Source organism: Nocardioides lianchengensis, assembly GCF_900101465.1.
Taxonomy (GTDB): domain Bacteria; phylum Actinomycetota; class Actinomycetes; order Propionibacteriales; family Nocardioidaceae; genus Nocardioides; species Nocardioides lianchengensis.
Genome location: NZ_FMZM01000014.1, coordinates 50,568 through 72,876 on the forward strand (window position 1 = coordinate 50,568; position 22,309 = coordinate 72,876).

27 protein-coding genes are annotated in these 22,309 nt (G+C 71.7%); 10 read left to right on the forward strand and 17 right to left on the reverse strand.

Annotation, left to right across the window (positions count from 1 at the left end; genetic code table 11):
• The first annotated feature begins 35 nt into the window (after positions 1–35).
• On the forward strand, positions 36–386 hold the full coding sequence (locus BLT76_RS21780) for a hypothetical protein (protein ID WP_139175774.1): 351 nt from the start codon (positions 36–38) through the stop codon (positions 384–386).
• 22 nt (positions 387–408) lie between these two features.
• Here the strand turns inward: BLT76_RS21780 and BLT76_RS25955 are convergent, their stop codons facing one another.
• The 6 genes from BLT76_RS25955 to BLT76_RS21805 all read right to left on the reverse strand — a co-directional run bounded on the left by BLT76_RS25955 (position 409) and on the right by BLT76_RS21805 (position 4,129).
• On the reverse strand, positions 409–570 hold the full coding sequence (locus BLT76_RS25955; protein WP_170867196.1) for a hypothetical protein: 162 nt from the start codon (positions 568–570) through the stop codon (positions 409–411).
• A 78-nt stretch (positions 571–648) separates the two neighbouring features.
• Complete coding sequence (locus tag BLT76_RS21785; protein ID WP_090860413.1) at positions 649–1,140, reverse strand: PGPGW domain-containing protein; 492 nt, start codon at positions 1,138–1,140, stop codon at positions 649–651.
• Positions 1,141–1,162: 22 nt separating this feature from the next.
• A complete protein-coding gene (locus tag BLT76_RS21790; protein WP_139175776.1) occupies positions 1,163–1,609 on the reverse strand; it encodes a PGPGW domain-containing protein in 447 nt (148 codons plus the stop codon).
• Between the two features lie 20 nt (positions 1,610–1,629).
• Positions 1,630–2,136, reverse strand: a complete 507-nt coding sequence (locus BLT76_RS21795; protein WP_090860415.1) for a nuclear transport factor 2 family protein — start codon at positions 2,134–2,136, stop codon at positions 1,630–1,632.
• 85 nt (positions 2,137–2,221) lie between these two features.
• Positions 2,222–3,034: an SGNH/GDSL hydrolase family protein gene (locus BLT76_RS21800; RefSeq protein ID WP_170867197.1), complete on the reverse strand. Its 813-nt coding sequence runs from the start codon at positions 3,032–3,034 to the stop codon at positions 2,222–2,224.
• A gap of 99 nt (positions 3,035–3,133) precedes the next feature.
• Entirely contained in the window at positions 3,134–4,129 is a 996-nt protein-coding gene (locus tag BLT76_RS21805; RefSeq protein WP_090860417.1) for a TerC family protein, read from the reverse strand.
• Between the two features lie 185 nt (positions 4,130–4,314).
• On the opposite strand from BLT76_RS21805, the gene BLT76_RS21810 reads away from it, so the two are divergent.
• A complete protein-coding gene (locus BLT76_RS21810; protein WP_211753148.1) occupies positions 4,315–5,145 on the forward strand; it encodes an adenylate/guanylate cyclase domain-containing protein in 831 nt (276 codons plus the stop codon).
• 73 nt (positions 5,146–5,218) lie between these two features.
• On the opposite strand, the gene BLT76_RS21815 is transcribed toward BLT76_RS21810, so the two are convergent.
• From BLT76_RS21815 to BLT76_RS21835, 5 genes are all read right to left on the reverse strand, one after another.
• Entirely contained in the window at positions 5,219–5,581 is a 363-nt protein-coding gene (locus tag BLT76_RS21815; protein ID WP_090860504.1) for a hypothetical protein, read from the reverse strand.
• Positions 5,582–5,617: 36 nt separating this feature from the next.
• On the reverse strand, positions 5,618–6,367 hold the full coding sequence (locus BLT76_RS21820; RefSeq protein WP_090860418.1) for an ABC transporter ATP-binding protein: 750 nt from the start codon (positions 6,365–6,367) through the stop codon (positions 5,618–5,620).
• A complete protein-coding gene (locus BLT76_RS21825) occupies positions 6,364–7,125 on the reverse strand; it encodes an ABC transporter ATP-binding protein (RefSeq protein ID WP_090860419.1) in 762 nt (253 codons plus the stop codon). The genes BLT76_RS21820 and BLT76_RS21825 overlap by 4 nt, the downstream gene beginning before the upstream one ends.
• Complete coding sequence (locus tag BLT76_RS21830; protein WP_090860420.1) at positions 7,118–9,406, reverse strand: branched-chain amino acid ABC transporter permease; 2,289 nt, start codon at positions 9,404–9,406, stop codon at positions 7,118–7,120. Before BLT76_RS21830 ends, BLT76_RS21825 begins: the two co-directional genes overlap by 8 nt.
• An 82-nt stretch (positions 9,407–9,488) precedes the next feature.
• A complete protein-coding gene (locus BLT76_RS21835) occupies positions 9,489–10,895 on the reverse strand; it encodes an ABC transporter substrate-binding protein (protein ID WP_090860421.1) in 1,407 nt (468 codons plus the stop codon).
• Between the two features lie 226 nt (positions 10,896–11,121).
• On the opposite strand from BLT76_RS21835, the gene BLT76_RS21840 reads away from it, so the two are divergent.
• Positions 11,122–11,772: a TetR/AcrR family transcriptional regulator gene (locus BLT76_RS21840; RefSeq protein ID WP_090860422.1), complete on the forward strand. Its 651-nt coding sequence runs from the start codon at positions 11,122–11,124 to the stop codon at positions 11,770–11,772.
• Here BLT76_RS21840 and BLT76_RS21845 read toward each other — a convergent pair.
• Positions 11,761–12,141, reverse strand: a complete 381-nt coding sequence (locus BLT76_RS21845; protein WP_090860423.1) for a DUF4267 domain-containing protein — start codon at positions 12,139–12,141, stop codon at positions 11,761–11,763. The two genes, BLT76_RS21840 and BLT76_RS21845, sit on opposite strands and share 12 nt — an antisense overlap.
• Before the next feature lie 152 nt (positions 12,142–12,293).
• Between BLT76_RS21845 and BLT76_RS21850 the strand changes: the two genes are divergently transcribed.
• Complete coding sequence (locus BLT76_RS21850) at positions 12,294–12,824, forward strand: nuclear transport factor 2 family protein (RefSeq protein ID WP_090860424.1); 531 nt, start codon at positions 12,294–12,296, stop codon at positions 12,822–12,824.
• Here BLT76_RS21850 and BLT76_RS21855 read toward each other — a convergent pair.
• The gene (locus tag BLT76_RS21855) at positions 12,821–13,441 is read right to left on the reverse strand and encodes a hypothetical protein (protein ID WP_090860425.1); all 621 of its coding nucleotides are present in this window, start codon (positions 13,439–13,441) and stop codon (positions 12,821–12,823) included. The genes BLT76_RS21850 and BLT76_RS21855 overlap by 4 nt on opposite strands.
• Positions 13,442–13,541: 100 nt before the next feature.
• On the opposite strand from BLT76_RS21855, the gene BLT76_RS21860 reads away from it, so the two are divergent.
• Both BLT76_RS21860 and BLT76_RS25490 read left to right on the forward strand, forming a co-directional pair.
• Entirely contained in the window at positions 13,542–13,967 is a 426-nt protein-coding gene (locus tag BLT76_RS21860) for a MarR family winged helix-turn-helix transcriptional regulator (protein WP_090860426.1), read from the forward strand.
• A 971-nt stretch (positions 13,968–14,938) separates the two neighbouring features.
• A complete protein-coding gene (locus BLT76_RS25490) occupies positions 14,939–15,925 on the forward strand; it encodes a hypothetical protein (RefSeq protein ID WP_139175778.1) in 987 nt (328 codons plus the stop codon).
• Between the two features lie 90 nt (positions 15,926–16,015).
• Here BLT76_RS25490 and BLT76_RS21870 read toward each other — a convergent pair whose 3' ends face one another.
• Genes BLT76_RS21870 through BLT76_RS21885 form a run of 4 tightly spaced genes read right to left on the reverse strand, consistent with a single transcriptional unit; the run spans position 16,016 to position 19,961 of the window.
• Entirely contained in the window at positions 16,016–17,431 is a 1,416-nt protein-coding gene (locus tag BLT76_RS21870) for an MFS transporter (protein ID WP_244509519.1), read from the reverse strand.
• Between the two features lie 54 nt (positions 17,432–17,485).
• A complete protein-coding gene (locus BLT76_RS21875; protein WP_090860428.1) occupies positions 17,486–18,139 on the reverse strand; it encodes a 3-oxoacid CoA-transferase subunit B in 654 nt (217 codons plus the stop codon).
• Positions 18,136–18,795 (reverse strand): 3-oxoacid CoA-transferase subunit A, encoded by a 660-nt coding sequence (locus tag BLT76_RS21880; protein ID WP_090860429.1) that lies wholly within the window; start codon positions 18,793–18,795, stop codon positions 18,136–18,138. Before BLT76_RS21880 ends, BLT76_RS21875 begins: the two co-directional genes overlap by 4 nt.
• Entirely contained in the window at positions 18,792–19,961 is a 1,170-nt protein-coding gene (locus BLT76_RS21885) for a thiolase family protein (RefSeq protein WP_090860430.1), read from the reverse strand. The genes BLT76_RS21880 and BLT76_RS21885 overlap by 4 nt, the downstream gene beginning before the upstream one ends.
• A gap of 82 nt (positions 19,962–20,043) precedes the next feature.
• Here BLT76_RS21885 and BLT76_RS21890 point away from each other — a divergent pair, with 82 nt between their 5' ends.
• The 4 genes from BLT76_RS21890 to BLT76_RS21905 all read left to right on the forward strand — a co-directional run bounded on the left by BLT76_RS21890 (position 20,044) and on the right by BLT76_RS21905 (position 22,279).
• A complete protein-coding gene (locus BLT76_RS21890; protein ID WP_090860431.1) occupies positions 20,044–20,940 on the forward strand; it encodes a LysR substrate-binding domain-containing protein in 897 nt (298 codons plus the stop codon).
• 67 nt (positions 20,941–21,007) lie between these two features.
• Positions 21,008–21,442: an SRPBCC family protein gene (locus tag BLT76_RS25960; protein ID WP_170867198.1), complete on the forward strand. Its 435-nt coding sequence runs from the start codon at positions 21,008–21,010 to the stop codon at positions 21,440–21,442.
• Between the two features lie 28 nt (positions 21,443–21,470).
• Entirely contained in the window at positions 21,471–21,944 is a 474-nt protein-coding gene (locus BLT76_RS21900; protein ID WP_090860433.1) for a pyridoxamine 5'-phosphate oxidase family protein, read from the forward strand.
• A gap of 26 nt (positions 21,945–21,970) precedes the next feature.
• Complete coding sequence (locus tag BLT76_RS21905) at positions 21,971–22,279, forward strand: ankyrin repeat domain-containing protein (protein WP_090860434.1); 309 nt, start codon at positions 21,971–21,973, stop codon at positions 22,277–22,279.
• The last annotated feature ends 30 nt before the right edge of the window (positions 22,280–22,309 follow it).

Genomic DNA, 22,309 nt, shown 5'->3' on the forward strand with positions numbered 1-22,309 from the left:
ATCCGGACGGGGCGCGGCAGGCCGATCAGGGGAACATGAGTCTCCGCCCTCGCCTGATGCTCCGACTGCTGGTCGGTCTGGTCGCGTCGGTCAGCGCGGGCGGGTGGACGACCACGGCGAGCGCTCCGTCGGCCGGCCCCGACCTCGACGTCCGGGTCGATCGGATCCACCAGGTGGACCGGGTCGCCGCCCGGGTCGACCGGATCTCCCGTCAGCACCGGTGCTCCCCCGGCGGACTGCCGGCGGACGAGGTCCCGGTCGAGGCGATCGTGATCCGGGAGGGCGCGACCGGTCCGCGGGGCGTGCGACTGGTCTCGTTCGAGGTCGGCTGGTCGACGCACCTGGGGGAGCGGCCGGGCACCCTGCTGGCGGTCTGCGCCGGGTGAGGCCCGGGCGCCGACTGGTGCCCTATCGCACCGCCGACCGGGGCAGCACGTACGCGTCCCAGGCGTCGCGGTAGGACCGGCGGCAGAAGCCGTGGTGCCCGATCCGGGGTACGCCGAGGTCCGCGGGCGCGAGCCGCGTCGCCTCGACCGTCGTGCCGGCGTACAGCGCCTCGGGGGACTGCATGCTCCGCTCGACGAGGTCATCGAGGAGCTGGCCGAGCTGCTCGACTCGGCCACCCCGGCAGGAGCCTGAGCGCGCGGCTCAGTCGCGCAGCTGCTTGAACTCCTCGTCGGCCTCGTCGATCTCGCGCTCGAGCTCGGCGACGGCCTCGGGCTTGCCGTGGAACTTGCGGTAGCTCCAGCCGAGAAGCACGAAGGCGAACAGGCCGGAGGCGATCTGGGTGATGCCGGTGGCCACGCCGCCCGGCAGCCACCAGCTGTCGCGGAAGGACCACCAGTCGGGGACCTCGGGGCTCCAGATCCAGATCACGCCGCAGACCAGCAGCCCGACGGCGACGAGGGAGGAGAAGACGATCCGGACCCAGGTCTCGACGCTCTCCGCGGCCCCCTTGAGTGCCCGGTACTTAATCGGGTCGAGGCGCTTCTCGGCCCATTCGTACTGCTGGGAGAGCACCGCGACGCCGGCGAAGATCAGCAGCAGCCCCGGCCCCGGGAGCACGAGGGCGGCGATGCCGACCAGCACCAGCGCCCAGCCACCGACCTCGATCGCGACCCTGCGAGCTGCCCCCTTCATGCAGTGAGCCTCCCAGACGACCTCAAACGCCGCATCGGGGATCTCCCCGGCCCGCCACGCGCTCGCCCCTGACCCGCCACCACGCGTAGCCGACCAGGGCGAGCGCCACGGCCCCCGACAGGAGCTGCCCGACGCCGCTCCACACGCCGCCGGGCAGCCAGGTCCAGGCGGGAAGCACCCACCAGTCCGGCCGCGGCGGCGCCCACAGCCAGAGCACCCCCGAGGCCCCGAGCAGCGCCGTGACGAGGACGGTCCAGAAGGTCCGCCAGGGCGTCCGTACGCCGACCCGCGCGCCCGCCCAGGCGCGCACCTTGACCTGGTCGACCCGCCGCTCCGCCCACGCGTAGTGCTCCGCCAGGATCGCCAGACCCGCGGCCAGGAGCAGCAGCCCCGGGCCGGGCAGCGGGAAGAGGATCACGCCGCCGATCGTGAGGACCCAGCCGAGCCCCTGCATCGCCGTACGCCGCACCTCGGCGACGGTGGCACGGCTCAGTGACCGGCAGGTGAACCGAACTGCGCGACGTAGGCGCGGCCCTCGTCCGAGAGGTTCCCGTGCGCCTCGGCGACCGCGGCCCAGCGCATCGACATCCTCATGAACCGCAGCGGGTTGTAGACGTCCTCCTCGCGGCTGAACATCCCGTCGCCGGCGTAGGTCATGATCGTCAGGTTCGACTCCTCGTGCACCGAGCCGTCGCCGGGGTCCGGCATCAGGTTGCGCACCTCGCAGATCAGCCGCGACGTGGACTCGTCGACCACCAACCAGGCCAGCGGGAACCCGGTCATCACCCCGCCCGGGAACGACGTCATGGTCCGCGTCGACCAGGCCCGGATCTCCTCCCGCCCGCGGAAGGTGCCGAAGGCGTGCTCGACGTACGTCGCATCCTCGGTGAACAGGTCCGCGAACCCGTGCCAGTCCCCCGACGACGCGAAGCCCTCGACGTGCCCGTGGAAGACGGCGTACGCCTCCTCGATCTCCACTGCGCTGAACCCGCTCACCGGCCCATCACAGCAGGAGTACGGCGCCCCGCTACCGGGCCGCCCCGGTGACCAGGACCTCGTGCCGGTCGCCTCGTTGGTGGCCTCAGGCGGCCGGCGCGGCGCAGGTCGTCGCGTAGCCCGGCGTCCCCGCCCGGTCGTACGACGGCAGCACGTCGGCCCGCACCAGCGCGTCGACCACGTGGCGGGCGACGACGAGCTCGCCGAGCGCGTTCGGGTGGATGCCGTCGAAGGAGTGCACGACGGGGTCCCAGGCGGGGCAGGGCCCGCTGACGACCCGCGCCACCTCCACCCGGCGGTCGCTGCGGGCGATCTCGCGCAGCAGCTCGTCGTACCGCGTCCGGCGGACGTTGCGCCGGGACGAGCCGGGACGGGCGGCGAAGGTGACCTCGTTGAGCACCACCCGCACGTCCGGGTCGACCGCCCACACGCGGTCGAGGTAGGCCCGGGCCCGCGCGGCGGTCCGGGCCGGGGAGGCGACCTTGACGTCGTTGAAGCCGAGGCCGAGCACGATCACGTCGGGTCGGAGGTGCCGGACGAGCGCCCGGACCCGGGGCAGGTGGTCGGCGTACGTCGTCCCGCCCTTGGCGGCGTGCCACGGCTGGAAGCCGTGGTCGGTCAGCGCGTAGCCGTCACCCCCGCGCCGCCCGGTGGTGGTCCCGACGAACCGCGCCCGCACCCCGGCGTCCTGGAACTGGCGCCAGACCCAGTAGCGGTACGACGTGTCGCCGCTGCGGCCCGCGGTGATCGAGTCGCCGACGAACAGGACCCGGACCGGCGGGGTCGGCGTGAGCTCGGGCCCGACCGGGATCCGCTCGTTCCAGGGCTGGGCCTCGGCGCTGACCGGCACGGCGAGCCCGACGAGCAGGAGCAGCAGGACGACGACGCGTGCCCTCATCACCAGCTCCTCCCGTTCCGACATCGTGCGGAACGAGATCCTCACCCGAGGACCGGCCGGCGCGCCAGGAAACGGCGCAACCGGCCGGTGCCGATCAGGTCACACTCGCTCGGGCTCCTGCTCCTCGACCGGCTCGTCGGCGGCCCGCTTCGACGCGATGAGCGAGGTCGTCACCGTGACGGCGAGGATGCCGACGATCACGCCCAGCGAGGCCAGCGTCGGGATCTCCGGCACCGACGACCAGGTCATGTGCGCCCAGTGCAGCGCCAGCTTCACGCCGATGAAGCCGAGGATCGCGGCCAGGCCGTAGGACAGGTGGACCAGCTTGGCCAGCGCCCCCTGCAGCACGAAGTAGAGCGCGCGCAGACCGAGCAGGGCGAAGGCGTTGGTGGCGAAGACGAGATAGGGGTCGCCGGTGATGCCGTAGACGGCCGGCACCGAGTCGATCGCGAAGACCAGGTCGGTCGCGAAGACGGCCACGACCACGAGCGCGAGCGGGGTGAGGGCACGCTTGCCGTTCTGGATGACGGTCATCCGCGGGCCGTCGTACTCCTCGGTGACGGGCATGAACTTGCGCATCAGCTTGACCGAGCGCATCGACGAGACGTCCTTCTCGTCGTGGTCGTGCCCGGAGATCGCGTCCTTGAGCAGCTTCACGCCGGTGGCCAGCAGGATCAGGCCGAAGACCAGGAACACCCAGTCGAACGCCGACAGCGCCGCCGCGCCGAGCGCGATGAAGATGCCGCGCAGCACCAGCGCGCCGACGATGCCGTAGAGCAGCACCCGCTGCTGGAGCGCCGCCGGTACGGCGAAGGCCGCGAGCAGCAGCATGAACACGAACAGGTTGTCCACGCTCAGCGTCTTCTCGACCAGGTAGCCGGTGTAGTACTCGACCCCCCGGTCGCTGCCGTGCTGGGCCCAGATGTAGCCGCCGAAGGCGAGCGGCAGGGCGACGTAGAACGCCGACCACGCGAGCGCCTCCTTCATCGAGACCTCGTGCGGCTTGCGGGTCGCGATGAAGTCGACGACGAGCAGGACGACGACGAGGCCGATGGTGACCGCCCACAGGGTGGGCGTTCCGATGGTGTCGAGCATGGGTCTCCTCAAGCATCAGTGAGCTTGAGGTCTCCCCCACCCGTTTCCGAGGACGGGCGCCGCCCGGGTCGCTCGCGGGAGCGACGTACTGACCGGGCGGATCTTGGTGGGGTACTCCCCTCAGCACCAGAGTAGTTGCCAGTTCAACCTGGGTCGAAACGGCGGCGATCTGGCAGCATGCGCGCGTGGCCACCGTCCTGCTCGTGATCGCGGTGTCGGTCGAGGGTGCGGCGACCATCACCCTGCTGGTGCTCTGGCTGGTCGGACGGCGCCGTCAGCAGCTGCTGCGCGAGGAGGTCGCCCGGCTGCGGACCCCGTCCGAGAAGCCGCCGCGCCGGCTGGTGCCGACCGGCCGCGAGGTCGTGAAGGGCGTCTGGGAGACCGCGGCCCTGGTCCGCGAGAAGGGCCTCGGCGGCGCGCTGCGCAGCTCGATCGACGACCTCGCCGGCTGGGCGCAGGTGGAGCGCCCCGACCTGGTCCGGCTGGCCGGGCCGAGTGGCAGCCTGTCGATCCTCTTCTCCGACATCGAGGGCTCGACGGCCCTCAACGAGCAGCTCGGCGACCAGCAGTGGGTGCGGCTGCTGGCCCGCCACGACCGCACGGTGCGCGCCCGGGTCGAGAAGTACGACGGCCACGTGGTCAAGACCCAGGGCGACGGCTTCATGGTGGCCTTCCCCGACCCCGAGCGGGCGACCCGCTGCGCGGTCAGCGTCCAGCGCGCCTTCGACCGCGGTCACCGCGGCGGCAAGCCCGACCTCCGGGTCCGGATCGGCATCCACCACGGCGACGTCGTCCACCGCGACAACGACATCTTCGGCCGGCACGTCGCCCAGGCCGCCCGGGTCGCGGCCCAGGCCGCGGGCGCCGAGATCCTGGTCAGCGACACCGTCGTCGAGGCGCTCCGCGAGTACGACGACCTGGTGCTCGAGGAGCCCCGGACGGTGGAGCTGAAGGGGCTCAGCGGCGAGCACCTCGTGACGCCGGTCTTCTGGGGCGACCGCGGCGAGCCCGCCTGATCTCCGACCCTGTGGAGAGCCCCGCCGAGTCGGCGCACATGTGCGCCGACTCGGCGGAGTCATCCACAAGCGGTCAGGAGCGGCCCTCGCGCAGGGCGGCGACGAGCTCGTCGTGCCGCTCCTGGGACTCGACGACCTGGCGGAGCAGCCACAGGCGCATCAGCTGCGACAGTGCGCCGGCGACGTAGAGGCCGACGCCGAGCACGGCGAGGGCGAGGAAGGCGGTCGCGAGGATCTGGGCGGAGACGCTGTCGCGGGTGTCCTCGTAGCCGAGCGAGAGCTGGTAGGCGACGAAGGCGCCCACGACGCCGACGATCATCGCCACCAGGCCGCCGGCCCTGACGGCCCCGTCGCGGGAGCCGCTGCCGGTCTTGAGCTTCTTCTCGGCGACGGCGGTCGTGAAGGTCTCGCTGCGCTTGCCGGGTCGGGCGCTCACGGTGGACTCCTGATCAGCGGTGGTGGTCATGGGTCGTCATCCCCCCAGGTAGGTGGTGGACAGGTCGGCGTCGATCTCGGCCGGGGTGCCGACGGCGGCGATCCGACCGTGGAGCATCACGGCGGCCAGGTCGGCGATCGGCAGGACCGTCCGCGCGAACTGCTCGGCCACGAGCACGGAGATCCCCTCCTCCACCAGCTGGGCGACCGTGTCGTACATCTGGCTGACGATCATGGGCGCCAGGCCCATCGACAGCTCGTCGAGGAGCAGCACCGCGGGATCGGTGGCCAGGGCGCGCGAGAGCGCGAGCATCTGCTGCTCGCCGCCCGACATCGAGCCGGCGAGCTGGTTGCGGCGGTCCTGCAGGATCGGGAAGCGGAAGTAGGCCCGCTCCTCGATCTGCTCGCGGGAGGCGCCGGTGCCGGTCGCGAGCCAGAGGTTCTCGCGGACCGTGAGGTTCGCGAACACGCCGCGGCCCTCGGGGATCAGGCAGACGCCCATCCCGGCGGCGGTCTCGGCGCTGATCCCGTTGACCTTCTGGCCGGCGTAGCGCAGCTCCCCGCCGGCCATCGGCAGCAGCCCCGCCGCGACCTTGACGGTCGTGGTCTTGCCGCCGCCGTTCGGACCCAGGAGCGCGACGACCTGGCCGGGGTGGACGGTGAGGTCGACCCCGTGCAGGACCTGGATCGGCCCGTACGCCGCCCGTACGCCGACCAGCTCGAGCACCGGCGGGATCGGCTCCGGCTCCACGGGCCCGGTCGCGCGGTCGGTCACGACGGACGTCATGCGAGCACCTCCCCGCCGATGTAGGCCGCGACGACCTCGGGCGAGGCCTGGACCTCGGCCGGGGTGCCGGAGGCGATCAGCCGGCCCTGGTCGAGGACGTGGATGGTGCTGCAGAGCTTCATGACCAGCGGCAGGTCGTGCTCGACCAGGCAGATGCCGAGCCCGGTCGCGGCCAGGCCGGCGAGCATCTCGGCGAACTCGTCGGTCTCGTGCTCGGTCTGCCCCGAGGCGGGCTCGTCGAGGAGCAGCAGCCGGGGCTTGGTCATCAGCGCCCGGGCCACCTCGACCACGCGCGCCCGGCCGGTCGGGATGTCCGAGACCTCCCGGTCGGCGATCGGGGTCAGCCCGGTCAGCTCGAGGAGCCGGTCGGTCTCGGCCTCGACGTCGATCGAGCCGCCGCGGAAGCGCCGGCCCGCGTTCACGATGTCGCCCGCCACCCGCACGTTGTCGCGGACGCTGAGGGTCAGGAACAGCTCGAGCCGCTGGAAGGTCCGGGCGATCCCGAGCGCCGCGCGCTTGGCGACCGGCCGGCCGGTGATGTCGGTGCCGTCGAGCAGCACCCGGCCCGAGGTCGGCCGCTGCATCCCGGTGACGGTGTTGAAGAGCGTCGTCTTGCCGGCACCGTTCGGGCCGATCAGCCCGGTCACGCAGCCGGGCGCGACGCTCAGGCTGACGTCGTCGACGGCCGTGTTGCCGCCGAAGCGCACGGTGATGCCGCGGGTCTCCAGGAGCGGTGCGCCTCCGGATGGCTCAGACACGGGTCGCCTCCAGGTCGGACGGAGTCTCGTCGAGGGCGGGCAGGGCCCGGGCCGGCAGGCCCAGGTAGGTGTCGAGGTCGTAGCGCTCCTCGGGGTCCAGCGGACCGTCGAGCGCCCGCAGCTCCGGCGGTACGACGGCCGCGCGGGAGCGGTGCTCGGCGAGCTCGGACTCGGTCAGCACCCGCTCCGGCATCCAGATCCGGCCGAGCACCGGCAACAGCACGACCACACAGAAGATCCCGATCGCGAAGCTCCAGTCGCCGATCACCTCGACCCAGTTCAACCCCAGCAGCACCAGGCCCGCCGCGACGCCGACGTACAGCACCGGGCGGGCGTTGCGCAGCGGCCGGTAGGACTCGCAGATGTCGTTGACGATGCCGCTGGGGTTGCGGTTGACGCCGATGCCGGTCAGCGCGATGGCGATCGCGAAGACGTGGCTCAGCGAGCCGAACAGGCCGGCGTACATGTCGCTGCCGGCCTCGAGGTTGCCGAACGTGCCGTTGATCAGCGAGAAGCCCATGCCGACCATGAACCCGCCGAAGAGCGCCCCGCTGACGTAGCTGACCCCGCCGACCACGGTGAGCATCACCAGGGCCAGGCTGGCGACGATGAGGAAGTTGTCGGGCGCCACCGAGCCGACCGCGGAGGCCATCAGGATGCAGCCCAGGCCGGCGATCGCGGCGGAGAGCATGAAGACGCTGAGCTTGAGCCGGACCAGCGACTGGCCGAGCATCGCGGCCGCGGCCGGGCTGTCCTTCATCGCGGCCAGGCGCCGGCCGTAGCCGCTGTTGCGCAGCGCCACCAGGGCGACCCCGAGCACGGCGAACAGGACGGCGAGGGCCATCAGGAAGGTCGCCTCGTCGTCGAGGTCGAGCGGGCCGGCGTCGAGGTGCGGCATCGCGATGACCGCCGCCGGGAAGATCGTGTTCTCCCCCCAGATCGGCCAGTCCCGTGGGGTGACCTCACTGAGCACCAGCGTCGAGACCAGGCCGCCGAAGGCCATCGTGGCCAGCGCGAGGTAGAGGCCGCGCAGGCGCAGCGCGGGCAGCGCGACCAGCCCGCCCACCAGGGCGGCGGCGACGGTGCCGATGAGCAGGCCCTTCCAGGCCAGCGTGGCGTCGAGACCGGTGCCGGAGACGCCGGTGTGGTAGGCCACGATCACCGCGATCGCCCCGAAGCTCAGCGGGACCAGGTTGATCTCGCCGGCGTACCCGGTCAGCGGGACCAGGGACAGCGCGATGATCGAGAACGCGAGCGCGGCGGTCCAGGGCCCGAGCATCAGCGGGTTCGCGATCTTGGTGATCACGAACATGATGGCCACGAAGGCCACCGCCCAGCCGGCGGCGAACCGCACCGACGGCACCCGGGTCCGTTCCCGGGTGCGCTGCTGGGCGCCGCGGAGCCGGTCCTGGGGCAGCACCAGCAGCACCAGGAAGAGCACAATCATCGGCAGCGCGGTCTTGACGTTGCCGATCCAGTCCCAGTCGGTCGGCGCGTAGCCCAGCAGGTACGTCGAGGCGAGGCCCAGGAACAGCGCGCCCACGAAGGTGCGCGGGATGCTCCGCAGCCGGCCGAACATGGCGGCCGCGAAGGTGTCGATCACCAGCAGCGTCAGGGTGTTGGCCTCCAGCGAGCCGCCCGCGACGGGGGTGACCAGCACGCCCGCGAGGGCCGCCAGCGACGCGCCGACCGCCCAGGACGCCATCGCGACCCGGTCGGGGTTGTAGCCGTTGAGGCGCAGCAGGTCGGGGTCGTCGACGACCGCGCGCATGGTGACGCCGACCCGGCTGCGGGTGAACAGCAGCCGCAGGCCGATCGCGAGCGCCGCGGCCGCGACCAGGCAGAGCAGCTCGTGGTAGCGGATCCGCACCCCGAGCAGCTCGAACGACGTCGAGTTGCCCCACAGCATCGCCACGCTGCGGGCCTCGGTCGGGTTCCAGATCCACTGCGACAGCGAGACCATGCCGAGCAGCACGGCCACGGTCACGACGACCTTGGTCACCTCGGCGACGTCGCGAAGGCCGTGCATCAGCGTCTTGTGGAGCAGCACGCCGGTGAGCGGCCCGAAGACCAGCACCACCAGCACGAACGCGACCGGCACGGGCAGGCCCCAGCCCACGCTCAGCTGCCAGTACAGGAACGCCGACAGCATCGCCTGCGCGCCGTGCGCGAAGTTGAACACGCCGGACGTGGTGTAGGTGAGCACCAGTCCGGAGGCGGCGATCGCGTAGACCGCGCCCATCACCAGTCCGACCAGCGTGTAGGTCAGGAACAGGTCCACGACGTCCCTCCCCAGGAACTGCGGTGGTGGTGCGGGGCCCGGCCGCGTTCGCGACCGGGCCCCGCACCGTCGTACGACGGTCTCAGCTCGACGGCGTCAGCACGTCGTCGGTGAGGTACTTCGTGGCGATCCGGTCGTCGGTGAGCTCGATGCCGCCGAGCTCGGCCTCGGTGCCGGGACGCGCCTTGTCGACGCAGAAGTACTCGCCCTTGGCCTCCGGGACGATCTGCTCGTAGGTCTTGCCCTTGACCTCGGTGAGGATCCCGCAGATCGGCGTGCGGTTGTCACCGGGGTTGCTCTCCGCGTGCAGCCCGCCGCCGGTCCACGACGTGACCTTCGACAGACCGTCGACCATGCACTGACGGGTCAGGTCCGAACCGCAGTCCTTGGCGACCTGCGCCCAGAGCAGGAACGACGAGGCCGTCTGCATGCCGAGCAGCGCCTTGACGCCGCCGAACTCGTCCATGATCGAGAGGTAGTCGGCGACCGCCGGCACCTCGTCGGCGTTCTCGAACGGCTGGAACTGCATGCCGACCTTCACGCCCTCGGTCAGGTCGCCGACGTTGGCGTCGCTGACGGCCTCGTTGTACCAGGTCGCCTCGGTGGCGAAGGTCAGGTCGAGACCCTCGACCTTCGCGGCCTCCAGGAAGGAGTACAGCGGCGGCGACGGCGGCGTGAAGCTGAACAGCGCGGTCACCCCGCACTCCTTGTACTTCTGCACGATCGCGCGGTAGTTGTCGCCGCCCGCCGACTTCAGGCTGACACCGCAGTCGTCGGCGTCGGCGCCGACCGCCTCGAAGTTGCCGAAGTAGCGCAGCAGGCCCTGAGCCACGGCCGGCGAGTCGCTGTTGACCATGCCGGTCTTGGCGAACTCCGGGTAGTTGTCCATCAGGATCTGCTGGGTCGACGGGTTGAACTCGTCGACCGGACCCGGGACCGCCTGGTAGTGCATCGGCCCCATCGAGGCGGCCGGCGAGATGGTGAAGCCGGAGACCGTCGGCATCTTGCACTTGATGCGGTCGGGCTCGGCGTTCTCGTCGAGGCCGAAGCCCTGGCCGACGAGCATGAAGTCCTGGCTGCACGACTCCTTCATCACCTGCGCGGTGTTGAAGATGGCCGCGTCGTAGCGGTTGCCCACGATCTCGCGGCCGTTGATGCCGCCGAGGCCGTTGCACCACTGGATGAACGCGTCCATGGCGTCGCCCATCTCCTGGTTGAGGCCCGGCGTGGCCGAGAACCCCTTGTCGTCGCCGTACCCGATCGTGATCGAGTCGTCGGTGACGCCCTGTTCGGTGGCGCCCGATGCGTCACCCTCCCCGCACGGCGACTCCAGGTCGCCGAACGTGTCGGTCGGCAGCTCCGCCTTGGGCGCGGCGCTGCTGTCGTCCCCGCCCGGGTCTGCGCTGTCGCGGTCCGACGAGCAGGCCGGCACGAGCAGCAGGATGCTGGCGGCCGCGGCTCCCGCCCGGACCAGTCGCTGATGACGCATCAAAGTCTCCCCTCCCTAAAGAAACCTCGGTGTAGAACGCGGCACATCAAACCCTCATTGAGGGCACTATGGGAATAGTCATTGAGGTGCCGATGTGAAGATCGCACACGGGAGGTCCCACCCGCACGGGTTTGCGTGATCACGATCACACAACGACCATCCGGACAATGGTGGGCGTGATCCCGGAGACCGGGACGCGGGAGTGGCAAAGCCTGGGGGAGGGCCGATGGACGAGAGCACGACAGGAGCAGGCGGTGCGGTGCTCAGCGCCAAGGGCACGCGCCTGAACCGGCGCGGCCTGCAGACGCGGCGGCACCTGCTGCGCGTCGCGCTGCACTGCCTGGCCGAGGGCGGCCCCGAGTCGGTGAGCGCCAACCTGGTCGCGCGCCAGGCCGGCGTCACCTGGGGAACGGTGCAGCACCAGTTCGGCGACGTCGACGGGCTGTGGGCCGCGGTCTTCGAGTACGTCGCCGTCGAGGGCGGTCCGCTGTTCGCCGACCTCCCAGAGCAGGTCGATCTCGCGGAGCGGGTCGAGGCGGTGGTCGATCTTCTCTGGAACGCCCTCGAGCTGCCGGTCTCCCGGGCGATCTACCAGCTGCGCACCGCACTCCCGCAAGACCGGACCGAGCTTGAGACGGCCTTCCCGCGGACCGCGAAGGCGATCGCCGCGTGGGACCTGCACTGGGCCGGCGCGATCGAGCACGCCTTCGCCGGCCTCGACGTCGACCGGGACCGGCTGGCCCGGGTCCGGGCCATGCTGCCGGCCGCGATGCGGGGACTGCGCGTCGAGCAGGCGATGAGCACCTACGTCGACATCGACGCCGCCCGCCTCGGCCTGCGCGAGGCGATCACGGTCTATCTGGCCTCAGACGGCTGAGCGTCGGCCCCGGGTCGCGCCCCACAGGCCCACGCCGATCCCGACCACCGCACCCCCGAGCCCGATCAGCTGCTGGGAGCGCGACATCTCGTCGTGCACGCTGATCCCGCCCAGCAGGTCGGCGGCGTCGGCCCCGCCGGAGGCGAGGAACCAGCCGCCGGTGTCCCGGCCGCGCACCGCGGCGGTGACCAGGAGGCCGCCGATCAGCGCGTCGCGGTAGCCCATCGAGCGCAGCAGCAGCCGGGTCGTGGGATCCGGCTCGGAGTGGTCGCCCCACCAGCGGTTGGCCCGCTCGGGGGCCACCAGGAACGAGACGCCGGAGGCCAGCCGGATGCCGCCCGCGAGGAGCGCGGCCCGATCGAGGGTCATGCCGCCGGACTGTAGGACGAGCGGTGCGCCGCGGCCAGGGAGGAGGCCACGGCGCACCATCGACCCGCAAGGGTCACGACGAGCCTAGGAGGCGCACCGGCGTACCGACGGGTAGGTGACCCGGCCCACAGGGACCGGTACGGTCCGGTCCCGTGAGCGCGCCCGACCCGCTGGCCGACCGGCAGGAGATCCGCGACCGGCTGGCGTCGTACTGCCACGGGGTGGACCGGCTCGACCTCGACCTGGTCCGCTCGGTCTACGCCCGCGACGGCGTCGACCACCACACCGGGTTCAGCGGGACGGCCGACGAGTACGTCGCCTGGCTGGCCCGGGGCCTGCCGCGGCTGGACGGGACGATGCACATCCTGGGGACCCACCTCTGCGAGCTGTACGGCGACGTCGCGCTCAGCGAGACCAACGGGACCGCCGTGCACTGGGGCTCGCCCCCGGACGAGCCGGCGCTGAACTTCACCACCGGCTTCCGGTACGTCGACCGCTGGGTGCGCGAGGACGGCTCGTGGCGGATCGCGGAGCGGTTCGCGGTGCGCGAGTGGACCCGCTCGGACGCCGGCCGCCGCCGCTCGGCGGAGGCCGGTGGACCGACCGGTCACCGGGACCGCCGCGACCCCTGGTACGTCCAGCGGGCGGCGGTCCTCGGCGATCTCGGCCTCGCAGAGGACTAGCGGCCGCAGCCTTCGCTCTCGTCGGCGAAGGTGTCGCCGGCGCGGAACGGATTGCCCGGCAGGGCGTCGTTGAGCGAGCGCGCGCCGGCCCTGGTCAGCTCCAGATCGGAGCCGCGGCTCCCGCCGCGACGGTCGAGGCCGCGGTCGCGTTCGGTGCGCAGCACGGTCGCACGGTCGCCGCCGTTGACCTTGGCGCTGATGGTGCCCCTCGTCAGGTTGACCCGCAGCCCGGTCCAGCGCGCGTCGGCGCCGTCCCCGATCACCCCGATGCCGCCGGCGACCCGAACCACCTTGCGGTAGCCGTCACCGCCATGCCGGGCGCGGCTCCGGCCCTGATCCTTCCCGCGGTCGCGCAGCGGGAACGACAGCGTGACGTCGCCGTCGTCCACGTCCTTGTCGGCCGCGCCGAGCGCGCGGATCCGGTAGCTGCCGGCGGTGAGCCGGTCGGTCGTGCGGTCGGTGAGCTCGAGGCTGACCGAGCCGTCGCGGTCGCCGTGATGTCCACCGCCGCCGGCGACGGCGCTGGGAGCCAGGCCGCCCGCGCCGAGCGTGAGGGCCGAGACGGCCAGGCCGACGACGGCGAGGCGGACGGTTCGCGTGTTCCCGAGAGTGTGCATGGTGCGGGTTCCTCCAGGTGGTCGGTTGCCCCTTCCCGCCGCTCCCGGTGGCCAGGCCGACCCCGGCTCAAACCCGCGGCCGGCGTGCCAGACTCGCCCCATGGCCGAGGACGACCTGCTGCGCGCGCTGGGCGCGGAGCTGCTCCGGATCGGACGGCTGCGCGCGGCGTCGTACCCCGGGTCGCGCCTCGACAACTCCGCCTTCCGGATCCTGTGGCTGCTCGTCGAGCGCGGTCCGGCCACCCAGCGCGAGCTCTCGGAGGACCTCCAGCTGGAGCGTTCGACGGTGACCCGGCAGGTCGCGGCCGCGCTCGAGCGCGGCCTCCTCGAGCGGTACGACGACCCAGGCCGCAGCGGTCGGGTCCTGCGCCCGACGGCCGCGGGCGAGGAGGCCTACCGCCACGACGGGCAGCTCCGCGCCGACCGGCTCTCCGCGGCCCTGGACGCGCTCGGCCCGGAGCGCTCGACCCAGATGGTCGAGGCACTCCGAGAGTTCAACGACGCCCTTGATCGGAGCGGCGCCTAGCCGTGGCCTTCGCGATGCTGGCGGGCGTCGCCCCGATCCCGGCCAGCAGCTACCAAGTCACCTCCGGTACAGCCTCGACCACTACGGCGACCGACAAGTCGACCGCGACCTGCACACGACCGTGCTGTCCCTGATCCGCTACGACATCGGCCACTCGCGACCAGGTTGCCCGACGCACCACCGAGGGCAAAGACGACCCGAGAGATCAAGCGCTCCGCCCAGCGCTACATCGCCCGAAACCTTCACCAACGACTCGACAGTCGGTCGGTCGGCTTGACGATCCACAGGAGCGTCGCGGTCTTCGACGTGGGCTTTCGCCATCCCGCTACGCAAAGCACTTGTCTATCCGAAGTCCTACGCGATCTGAGCGACCGGTCCATCTCCGCGAGTGACCACGACGACGTGGTCGCGGAATCCCTTGGGACGGGGAGCGGGCATGGCACACCCCTCCAGCGGCGACACACGTCGCCGTGAGGCACATCAAGGGGATAACCCAACGTTCGACAGCCCCCGACGAACCCCGGGCCCTCCGCCCTTACCTGGGCACCACCGCCACCTGCCGGAGAGCCACGACCTCATCCGAAGCTCCGCGCACACGCTCCGGCCGACCTAGAGTGTCCACATCTCGGAGGGATTCGAAGGCCATGGGACCTACGCACGACACATCTGCACCCCAACCGCATGCGCCCGAATCACAGCATGCTCAACCCGCCGCCCAAGGCCCGTCGAGCCCGGTCCCACTCTCCCGAGGATCGGCCGACGGTGACACCAAACGGGCGACCTCCGCAGTCGGCAAGCCAACACCGCCGCAGCCGCGAGCCCACCCGGCGACCACCGCGACCCCCCTGGCAAATCTGGTCCGACGCACGCGCTGGAACTTTAATGGCGGCAATTGGGTCGTGGGCGATGGCGGCTCCCGGGACACAGACACACATCCCTTGCCAGCTACATTTGCGGCCGCACGAGGGATTGTGCCGGAAGAAGGCGATTGGTACGAGCGGAACACCGGGGCCTACCACGCGCGCCAAGCGGACCTTCGCGACCGCCTCATTAGTGCACGCGAGAGAACACAACGCCGCCGCGACGTAGGTCTTGTCACGAACAGAACCGAGCAGTTCTCTGGCGAGGACATGACAGTACGCACGGATCCGACCTCCAAAAAGAAGAAGGCTCAGAAAAGGAAACGAAGCGTCCCTCGACCAACGGGCATCGGCCCACTTCCAGTTGAGACGCCATGGGGAGGCATGAACTTCTGGTCAAGCCCCCACGTTCCAAAACAGGGATTTGCCCGTTTCCCAAAACGAGAAGGAGACCCCGAACCCAGGCCCAAGAAAGCTAGAGGGGCGAAGGCGCCCAAAAAGGCGCCGAGCAATCCAGAAACTACCTACAACGAACTTTCCAAACATTTGGACAAGCTTCCGAAGGACCAGCGGAAAGACGTCGCCCGGAGGATGCTCGAGTATATGCGTGCGACCGGACCGGTCGCGCCTGCGCCGGCGCTCGGCGACAATCTCGCTCAGAAGTCGGCCGCTGCAACGTCGTCCCTGCTGACAGTTGCCGAACCGCATGCCGAAAGGAACGACTTCGGCGGGAAGCCCGAACGCGCCGCCTTGCGGGCAATCCAAGCAATAGGTGACTTCAGAACTGTTCTGAACAACAAGAACGGATACTATCCACCATCCTGGTCGACTAAAGGTGGCGCCAAGCACGCAGGGACATCCGCCTTCGCCAAGATGGTTAGACACGAACTCGATTTCCCACGAGAAACGCTCAAGATGCTGGAGGACTACATGTCAGATTCCAGCGATGAGGAGCCGGACGAAGATGAGGAGTACGCGGTAGACCACACGGAGCACGAGGACGAACACAAAAGCGACGTACTTCCGAAGGACGAGGACGAGGACGAGCCGCCCGGTGCCGGGTTCGGGGGCTTTGCTCCGGCACCGATCTCCGTCTAGTGCGGCGCGATGCCTCAGATCACCGGGCAGCCGGACCTCGTCAGACCCGGATGCCCCGCCTCAAGACGACAACCTCATGAAGAACCACCCCTAGGTGCGGGTCCCGGCGTGCTCGACCGCCACCGGTACGACGTCCGTGACGGAGCCCCGACCGCGCGAGATGGTGCCCGCGATGATCACGCCGAGGAAGGCCGCGGCCGCACCGACGAGGAAGCAGAGCTGGAACGCGCGCTCGGTGGGGAGTCCGCCGACGGCGGAGCTGGTGAGCAGGGCGGCCATCACCGCGGAGGCGAGGGTGGTGCCGACCGAGCGCATCAGGGCGTTCAGGCCGACCGCGGCGCCGGCCTCGGAGGCAGGGACGTTGTCCATGATCAGGGTGGGCATCGCGGCGTACCCGATGCCGACGCCGGCGGAGGTCACGCACGAGGCGAGGAGCAGCTGCCAGGCGGCGTCCATCAGCCCGAAGGCGACGAGGTAGCCGGCGCCGAGGACGGCCGCGCCGATCATCAGGGTGCGCTGGGCGCCGAGGCGGCCCATCAGCTTGCTGGAGATCGGGGCGAAGACCATCATCATCAGCCCGGCCGGCGCCATCCACAGGCCCGCGTGGAGGATCGACTGGCCGAGGCCGTAGCCGGTGGCCTCGGGCAGCTGCAGCAGCTGGGGTACGACGACCGACTGGGCCATCATCCCGAAGCCGATCGCGACCGCGGCGATGTTGGTCATCAGCACCGGCAGCTGCGCGGTGGTGCGCAGGTCGACCAGCGGGTCGGGCTGGCGCAGCTCGAACCAGCCCCAGGCGGCGAGCACGGCCAGGCCGCCGACGATGCAGCCGAGGGTCTGCGCCGAGCCCCAGCCCCAGGCGTTGGCCTTCGAGACGCCGATCAGGAAGGTGACCAGGCCGGCCGCGAGCAGGGCGGCGCCGGGCAGGTCGATGCGCGCGGGGCGGGCGTCGTGGACGTGCGGGATCAGGACGACGACGGCGACCAGGATCACCGCGGCCAGGCCGGTGGCGACCCAGAACATCGCGTGCCAGTCGTGCGCGTCGGCGATCCAGGCCGACAGCGGCAGGCCGATCGCACCGCCCACGCCGAGGGTCGCGCTCATCGACGCGATGGCGGTGGAGGTCAGGTGGGGCGGGGTGATCTCGCGCAGCAGGGAGATGCCGACCGGGATGAAGCCCATGGCCAGGCCCTGCAGCGCCCGGCCGACGAGCATCGGCGCCAGCGAGCCGGCCAGCGCGCAGACCGCCGAGCCCACGACCAGGATCGCGGCACTGACGGCGAGCACCCGCTGCTTGCCGAGCAGGTCGGCCAGCCGGCCGGCGATCGGCATCGCGACCGCCGCGGCCAGCAGGGTGATGGTGATGACCCAGGCCGTGTTGTCGGCGGTGCTGTCGAGGAGGGTCGGCAGCTCGCTCTGGATCGGGATCACCATCGTCTGGGTCAGCGCAGCACTGAGACCGCCGAGGCACAGGACGACGACGGAGACGATCGGGTTAGCCGGCACGGGAGCAGAGGGAGACGCCACCCGTCATGTGTAACATGCACATACTTGCCCGGGTCAACGACCTGTGCCCGACGCCACACCGCGCAGCAGGGGTACGTCGAGCCGGTCCGCGAGCTCGTCGTACGACAGGCCGTGGGTCTCACGGACGACGACGCCGTCGGGCCCGAGGTCGAAGGTGGCGACGTCGGTGTAGACCCGGTCGACGCAGCCCACGCCCGTCAGCGGGTAGCTGCACTCCCCCACCAGCTTGGGCGTCCCGTCCTTGGCGAACAGGGTCATCATCACGAACACGCTCCGCGCCCCGATGGCCAGGTCCATCGCCCCGCCGACCGCCGGGATCGCGTCCGGCGCCCCGGTGTGCCAGTTGGCGATGTCGCCGCCGGCCGAGACCTGGAAGGCGCCGAGCACGCAGACGTCGAGGTGGCCGCCGCGCATCATCGCGAACGAGTCCGCCGAGTGGAAGTACGACGACCCCGGCAGCTCGGTGACCGGCTGCTTGCCGGCGTTGGTGAGGTCGGGGTCGGCCTCGCCGTCGGCGGGGGCCGGGCCCATGTCGAGCATGCCGTTCTCGGTGTGCAGCACGACTCCGGAGCCGGCGGGAAGGTGGTCGGCGACGAGGGTCGGCTGGCCGATGCCGAGGTTGACGTAGGCGCCCCGCGGGATGTCGCGGGCCACCAGGGCGGCCATCTCGTGCTTGGACAGGCTCATACGGCCACCACCCGGTCGACGTAGATGCTCGGGGTCACGACGGCCTCGGGGTCGAGCTCGCCGACCTCGACGAGCTCGGCGACCTGGACGACCGTGGTACGGGCGGCGGTCGCCATCACCGGGCCGAAGTTGCGGGCGGTCTTGCGGTAGACCAGGTTGCCCTGGCGGTCGGCCCGGTGGGCGCCGACCAGGGCCACGTCGCCCCGGATCGGCAGTTCGAGGACGTAGGTGCGTCCGTCGATCTCGCGGGTCTCCTTGCCCTCGGCCAGCGGGGTGCCGACGCCGGTGGGGCTGAAGAAGGCGCCGATGCCGGCACCGGCGGCGCGCATCCGCTCGGCCAGGTTTCCCTGGGGCACCAGCTCCAGCTCGATGCGGCCCGCGCGGTAGAGGCCGTCGAAGACCCAGGAGTCGGACTGGCGCGGGAACGAGCAGACCATCTTGCGGACCCGGCCCTTCGCCAGCAGCGCGGCCAGGCCGGTGTCGCCGTTCCCGGCGTTGTTGGAGACCACGGTCAGGTCGCTCGCGCCCTGCTCGATGAGGGCGTCGACCAGCGCGACCGGCATGCCGGCCATGCCGAAGCCGCCGATCAGCACGGTCGCGCCGTCCTGGACGACGTCGACCGCCTCGGCGGCGGTGTCGCAGATCGTCGCGGTCACGAGACGTTCTCCAGCACCACGGCCAGGCCCTGACCGACGCCGATGCAGATGGCGGCGACGCCGTACCGCTCGCCGCTCTGGGCGAGGCGCTTCGCCAGGGTGCCGAGGACCCGGGCGCCGGAGGCGCCGAGCGGGTGGCCGATGGCGATGGCGCCGCCTTGGGCGTTGACGATGTCGGGGTCGGCCTTCCAGGCGTCCAGGCAGGCGAGGGACTGGACGGCGAAGGCCTCGTTGAGCTCGATCGCGGCGACGTCGTCCCAGCCGATGCCGGCGCGGGCGAGGGCCTTCTCGGCGGCCTCGACCGGGGCCAGGCCGAACTCCTGCGGCGCCAGGGCGTGGGTGCCGCGGCCGGCGATCCGGGCGATCGGGTCGACGCCCAGGCCGGCGTCCGCGGAGCCGAGGACGAGCGCCGAGGCGCCGTCGTTGAGGGGCGAGGCGTTGCCGGGGGTGATCGTGCCGTCGGCCCGGAACGACGGCTTCAGCCCGGCCAGCTTCTCGGGGGTCGAGCCGGCGCGGATGCCCTCGTCGCGGGTCAGCTCGCCGACGGGGACCACGAGGTCGTCGTAGAAGCCGGCCTCCCAGGCGGCGTCGGCCAGCTGGTGGGAGCGGGCGGCGAACGCGTCCTGGCGCGCGCGGGAGATCGCGAACCGGTCGGCCAGCTGCTCGTTGGCCTCGCCGAGGGAGACGGTCCACTCGGCGGGCATCCGCTCGTTGACCAGCCGCCAGCCCAGGGTCGTCGAGACGGCGGTGACGTTGCCGGCCGGGAAGGCCCGCGACGGCTTGGGCAGCACCCAGGGCGCCCGGGTCATCGACTCGACGCCCCCGACCACGACGACGTCCGCGTCACCGGACTCCACGGTCCGGGAGCCGATCATCGCGGCGTCGAGCGAGGAGCCGCAGAGCCGGTTGACCGTGGTCGCGGGCACGCTCACCGGGAGCCCGGCGAGCAGCACGGCCATCCGGCCGACGTCGCGGTTGTCCTCGCCGGCCTGGTTGGCGCAGCCCCAGACCACATCGCCGATCCGAGCCGGGTCGAGGCCCGGCACCTTCTCGAGGACACCGGTCAGCGCGGTCGCAGCCAGGTCGTCGGGCCGGACGTCGGCGAGCGCGCCGCCGAAGCGGCCGAACGGCGTCCGCGCGCTGGCGTAGAGGTAGGAGGAGGTCACTCCTCGACGGTAGGCAGGGCGGATCGATCACGTCCAATACTCTTTGAGCGGCGATTGATAACTCACGACCTATGATGCGGTCGTGGAGATCCGGCACCTGCGCGCCTTCGTCGTGCTCGCCGAGGAGCGGCACTTCGGCCGGGCCGCCGCCCGCCTGCACGTCGCCCAGCCCGCGCTCTCCCAGCAGCTGCGCCGCCTCGAGGACGAGCTCGGCGTCACCCTGCTGGACCGGTCGACCCGCCGGGTCGACCTCACCGAGGCCGGGCGGCTGCTCCGGGACCGGGCGCTGCGGCTGATCGCCGACGTCGACCGGACCACCGGCGACCTGGCGGCGCTGGCCACCGGGCTGGCCGGGACCGTGCGGCTGGGCTTCGTCGGGACCGCGACGTACGACGTGCTGCCGCCGGTGGCGCGCCGGGTCCGGGCCGAGCTGCCCGACGTACGTCTCGAGCTGCACGGGGAGCTGCTCGGTCCCGCGCTGCTCGACGCGCTGGTCGCCGGCGAGCTCGACCTGGCCGTGCTGCGGCCCGGGTCGTCGACGCCCGACGGGGTCGTGGTCCGCGAGCTGCGCCGCGAGCCGCTGGTGGCGGTGCTGCCCGCGCACCATCCGCTCGCCGACGCCCCCGCGGTGTCGGTCGCCGACCTGGCGAGCGAGCCGCTGGTCACCCATCCCTCGGGCCACCGGTCGTCGATGCAGCCGCGGGTCCTGGAGGTCTACCGGCAGGCCGGGCTGGAGCCCGAGCTGGTCGAGGTCGGTGAGACCGGGACCCTGGTGGTCTTCGTCGCCGCGGGACTCGGGGTGGGGCTGGTGCCCGCGTCGGTCCGGGCGCTGCGGCTGGACGGCGTCGCCTACGTCCCGCTCGCCGGCGAGCCGGAGCTGGTGCCGCTCGCGCTCGCGCACCGGTCCTCGCCCGGGGTCGCGGTCGCGCGGGTGGCCGCGCTGGTGGCGGAGGTCGCGGGCGGCCACCCGGCGGGGTGAGGGTGCCGCGACGGACGCTCGGATACCGGTCGGGTTCCTGACCGAACAGCGAACCGAGGGAGAACCCGTGCCCAGCGTCGAGCGCACCATCGAGGTCGACCAGCCCATCGCCAAGGTCTGGGACTACGTCTCGGACTTCCGCAGCACCGAGGAGTGGGACCCGCCCACCGTCTCCACCGTGCGTACGTCGGGGGACGGCGGCGTCGGGACGACGTACGTGAACACGTCGGCGTTCCTCGGCCACGAGACGCAGGTGGAGTACCGCGTCACCGAGTTCGTCCCGCAGTCGCGCCTGCAGCTGGCCGGCGACGCCGGGAAGTCGCTCGACCTGCTGGACACCATCACCGTCGAGTCGACGGCGACCGGGACCCGGCTGACCTACCACGCCGAGTTCACCACCAGCGGCGCGGCGAAGCTCACCGAGCCGCTGCTGCCGCCCGCGCTGAAGATCCTCGGCGACCGCGTCGCCGAGAGCCTGCGCGACCACCTCACCCGGCTCTGAGCCGGACCACCGACCCCGAGGAGTGACCATGACCGACGACCGCACCAAGCTGATCGAGCTGATGGAAGAGCTCCCCATCGGCATGCTCACCACCACCGGCGCCGACGGCAGCCTGCGCAGCGTGCCGATGGCCCGCCAGGAGGTCGAGCCCTCCGCCGAGCTGTGGTTCATCACGGCTCGCGACACCAAGCACGTCGCGGACATCGCCGCGCGGCCGCACGTCGCGCTCACCTTCTCCAGCCGCAGCTCGTGGGTGGCGGTCGAGGGTCGCGCGGAGGTCGTGGACGACACCGCCAAGCTGCGCGACCTGTGGACCACCTTCGCCGAGGCCTGGCTCCCCGGGGGCCCCGAGGACCCGAACGCCGTACTCCTGCGCGTCGACGTGACCGGCGGCGAGTACTGGGACACCCCCGGCGGCAAGGTCACCAGCGTGCTCAGCCTGCTGAAGACCAAGCTGACCGGCGACACGTACGACGCCGACCACGGGTCGACCAGCCTGTAGGCCTCCCGGGATGGGACCATCGCGGCATGTCCCACGGTGACTACAAGGACTTCTTCCGCGCGGCCTGCGACGGCGACCTCGAGCTCGTCCGCTTCCACCTGGCCCGGGGCGTCGACGTCGACTTCATCCATCCCGAGGTGATGTCGACCGCCCTGGTCGCCACGATCGAGGCGGGACGCTCCGACGTCGCCCTCGCGCTCCTGGAACACGGCGCCGACCCCGCCCTGGTCTCCCCGCTGGAGGGGTGCGGTCCGCTCGCCGCCGCCGAGGCGGCCGGGTTGGGCGAGATCGTCGCGTGGCTGCGCTCGCGGCTGCCGGCCGCGTCCGGCTCCTGACGCTCCGGGGCCGATGAGTCCCGCGGCGGT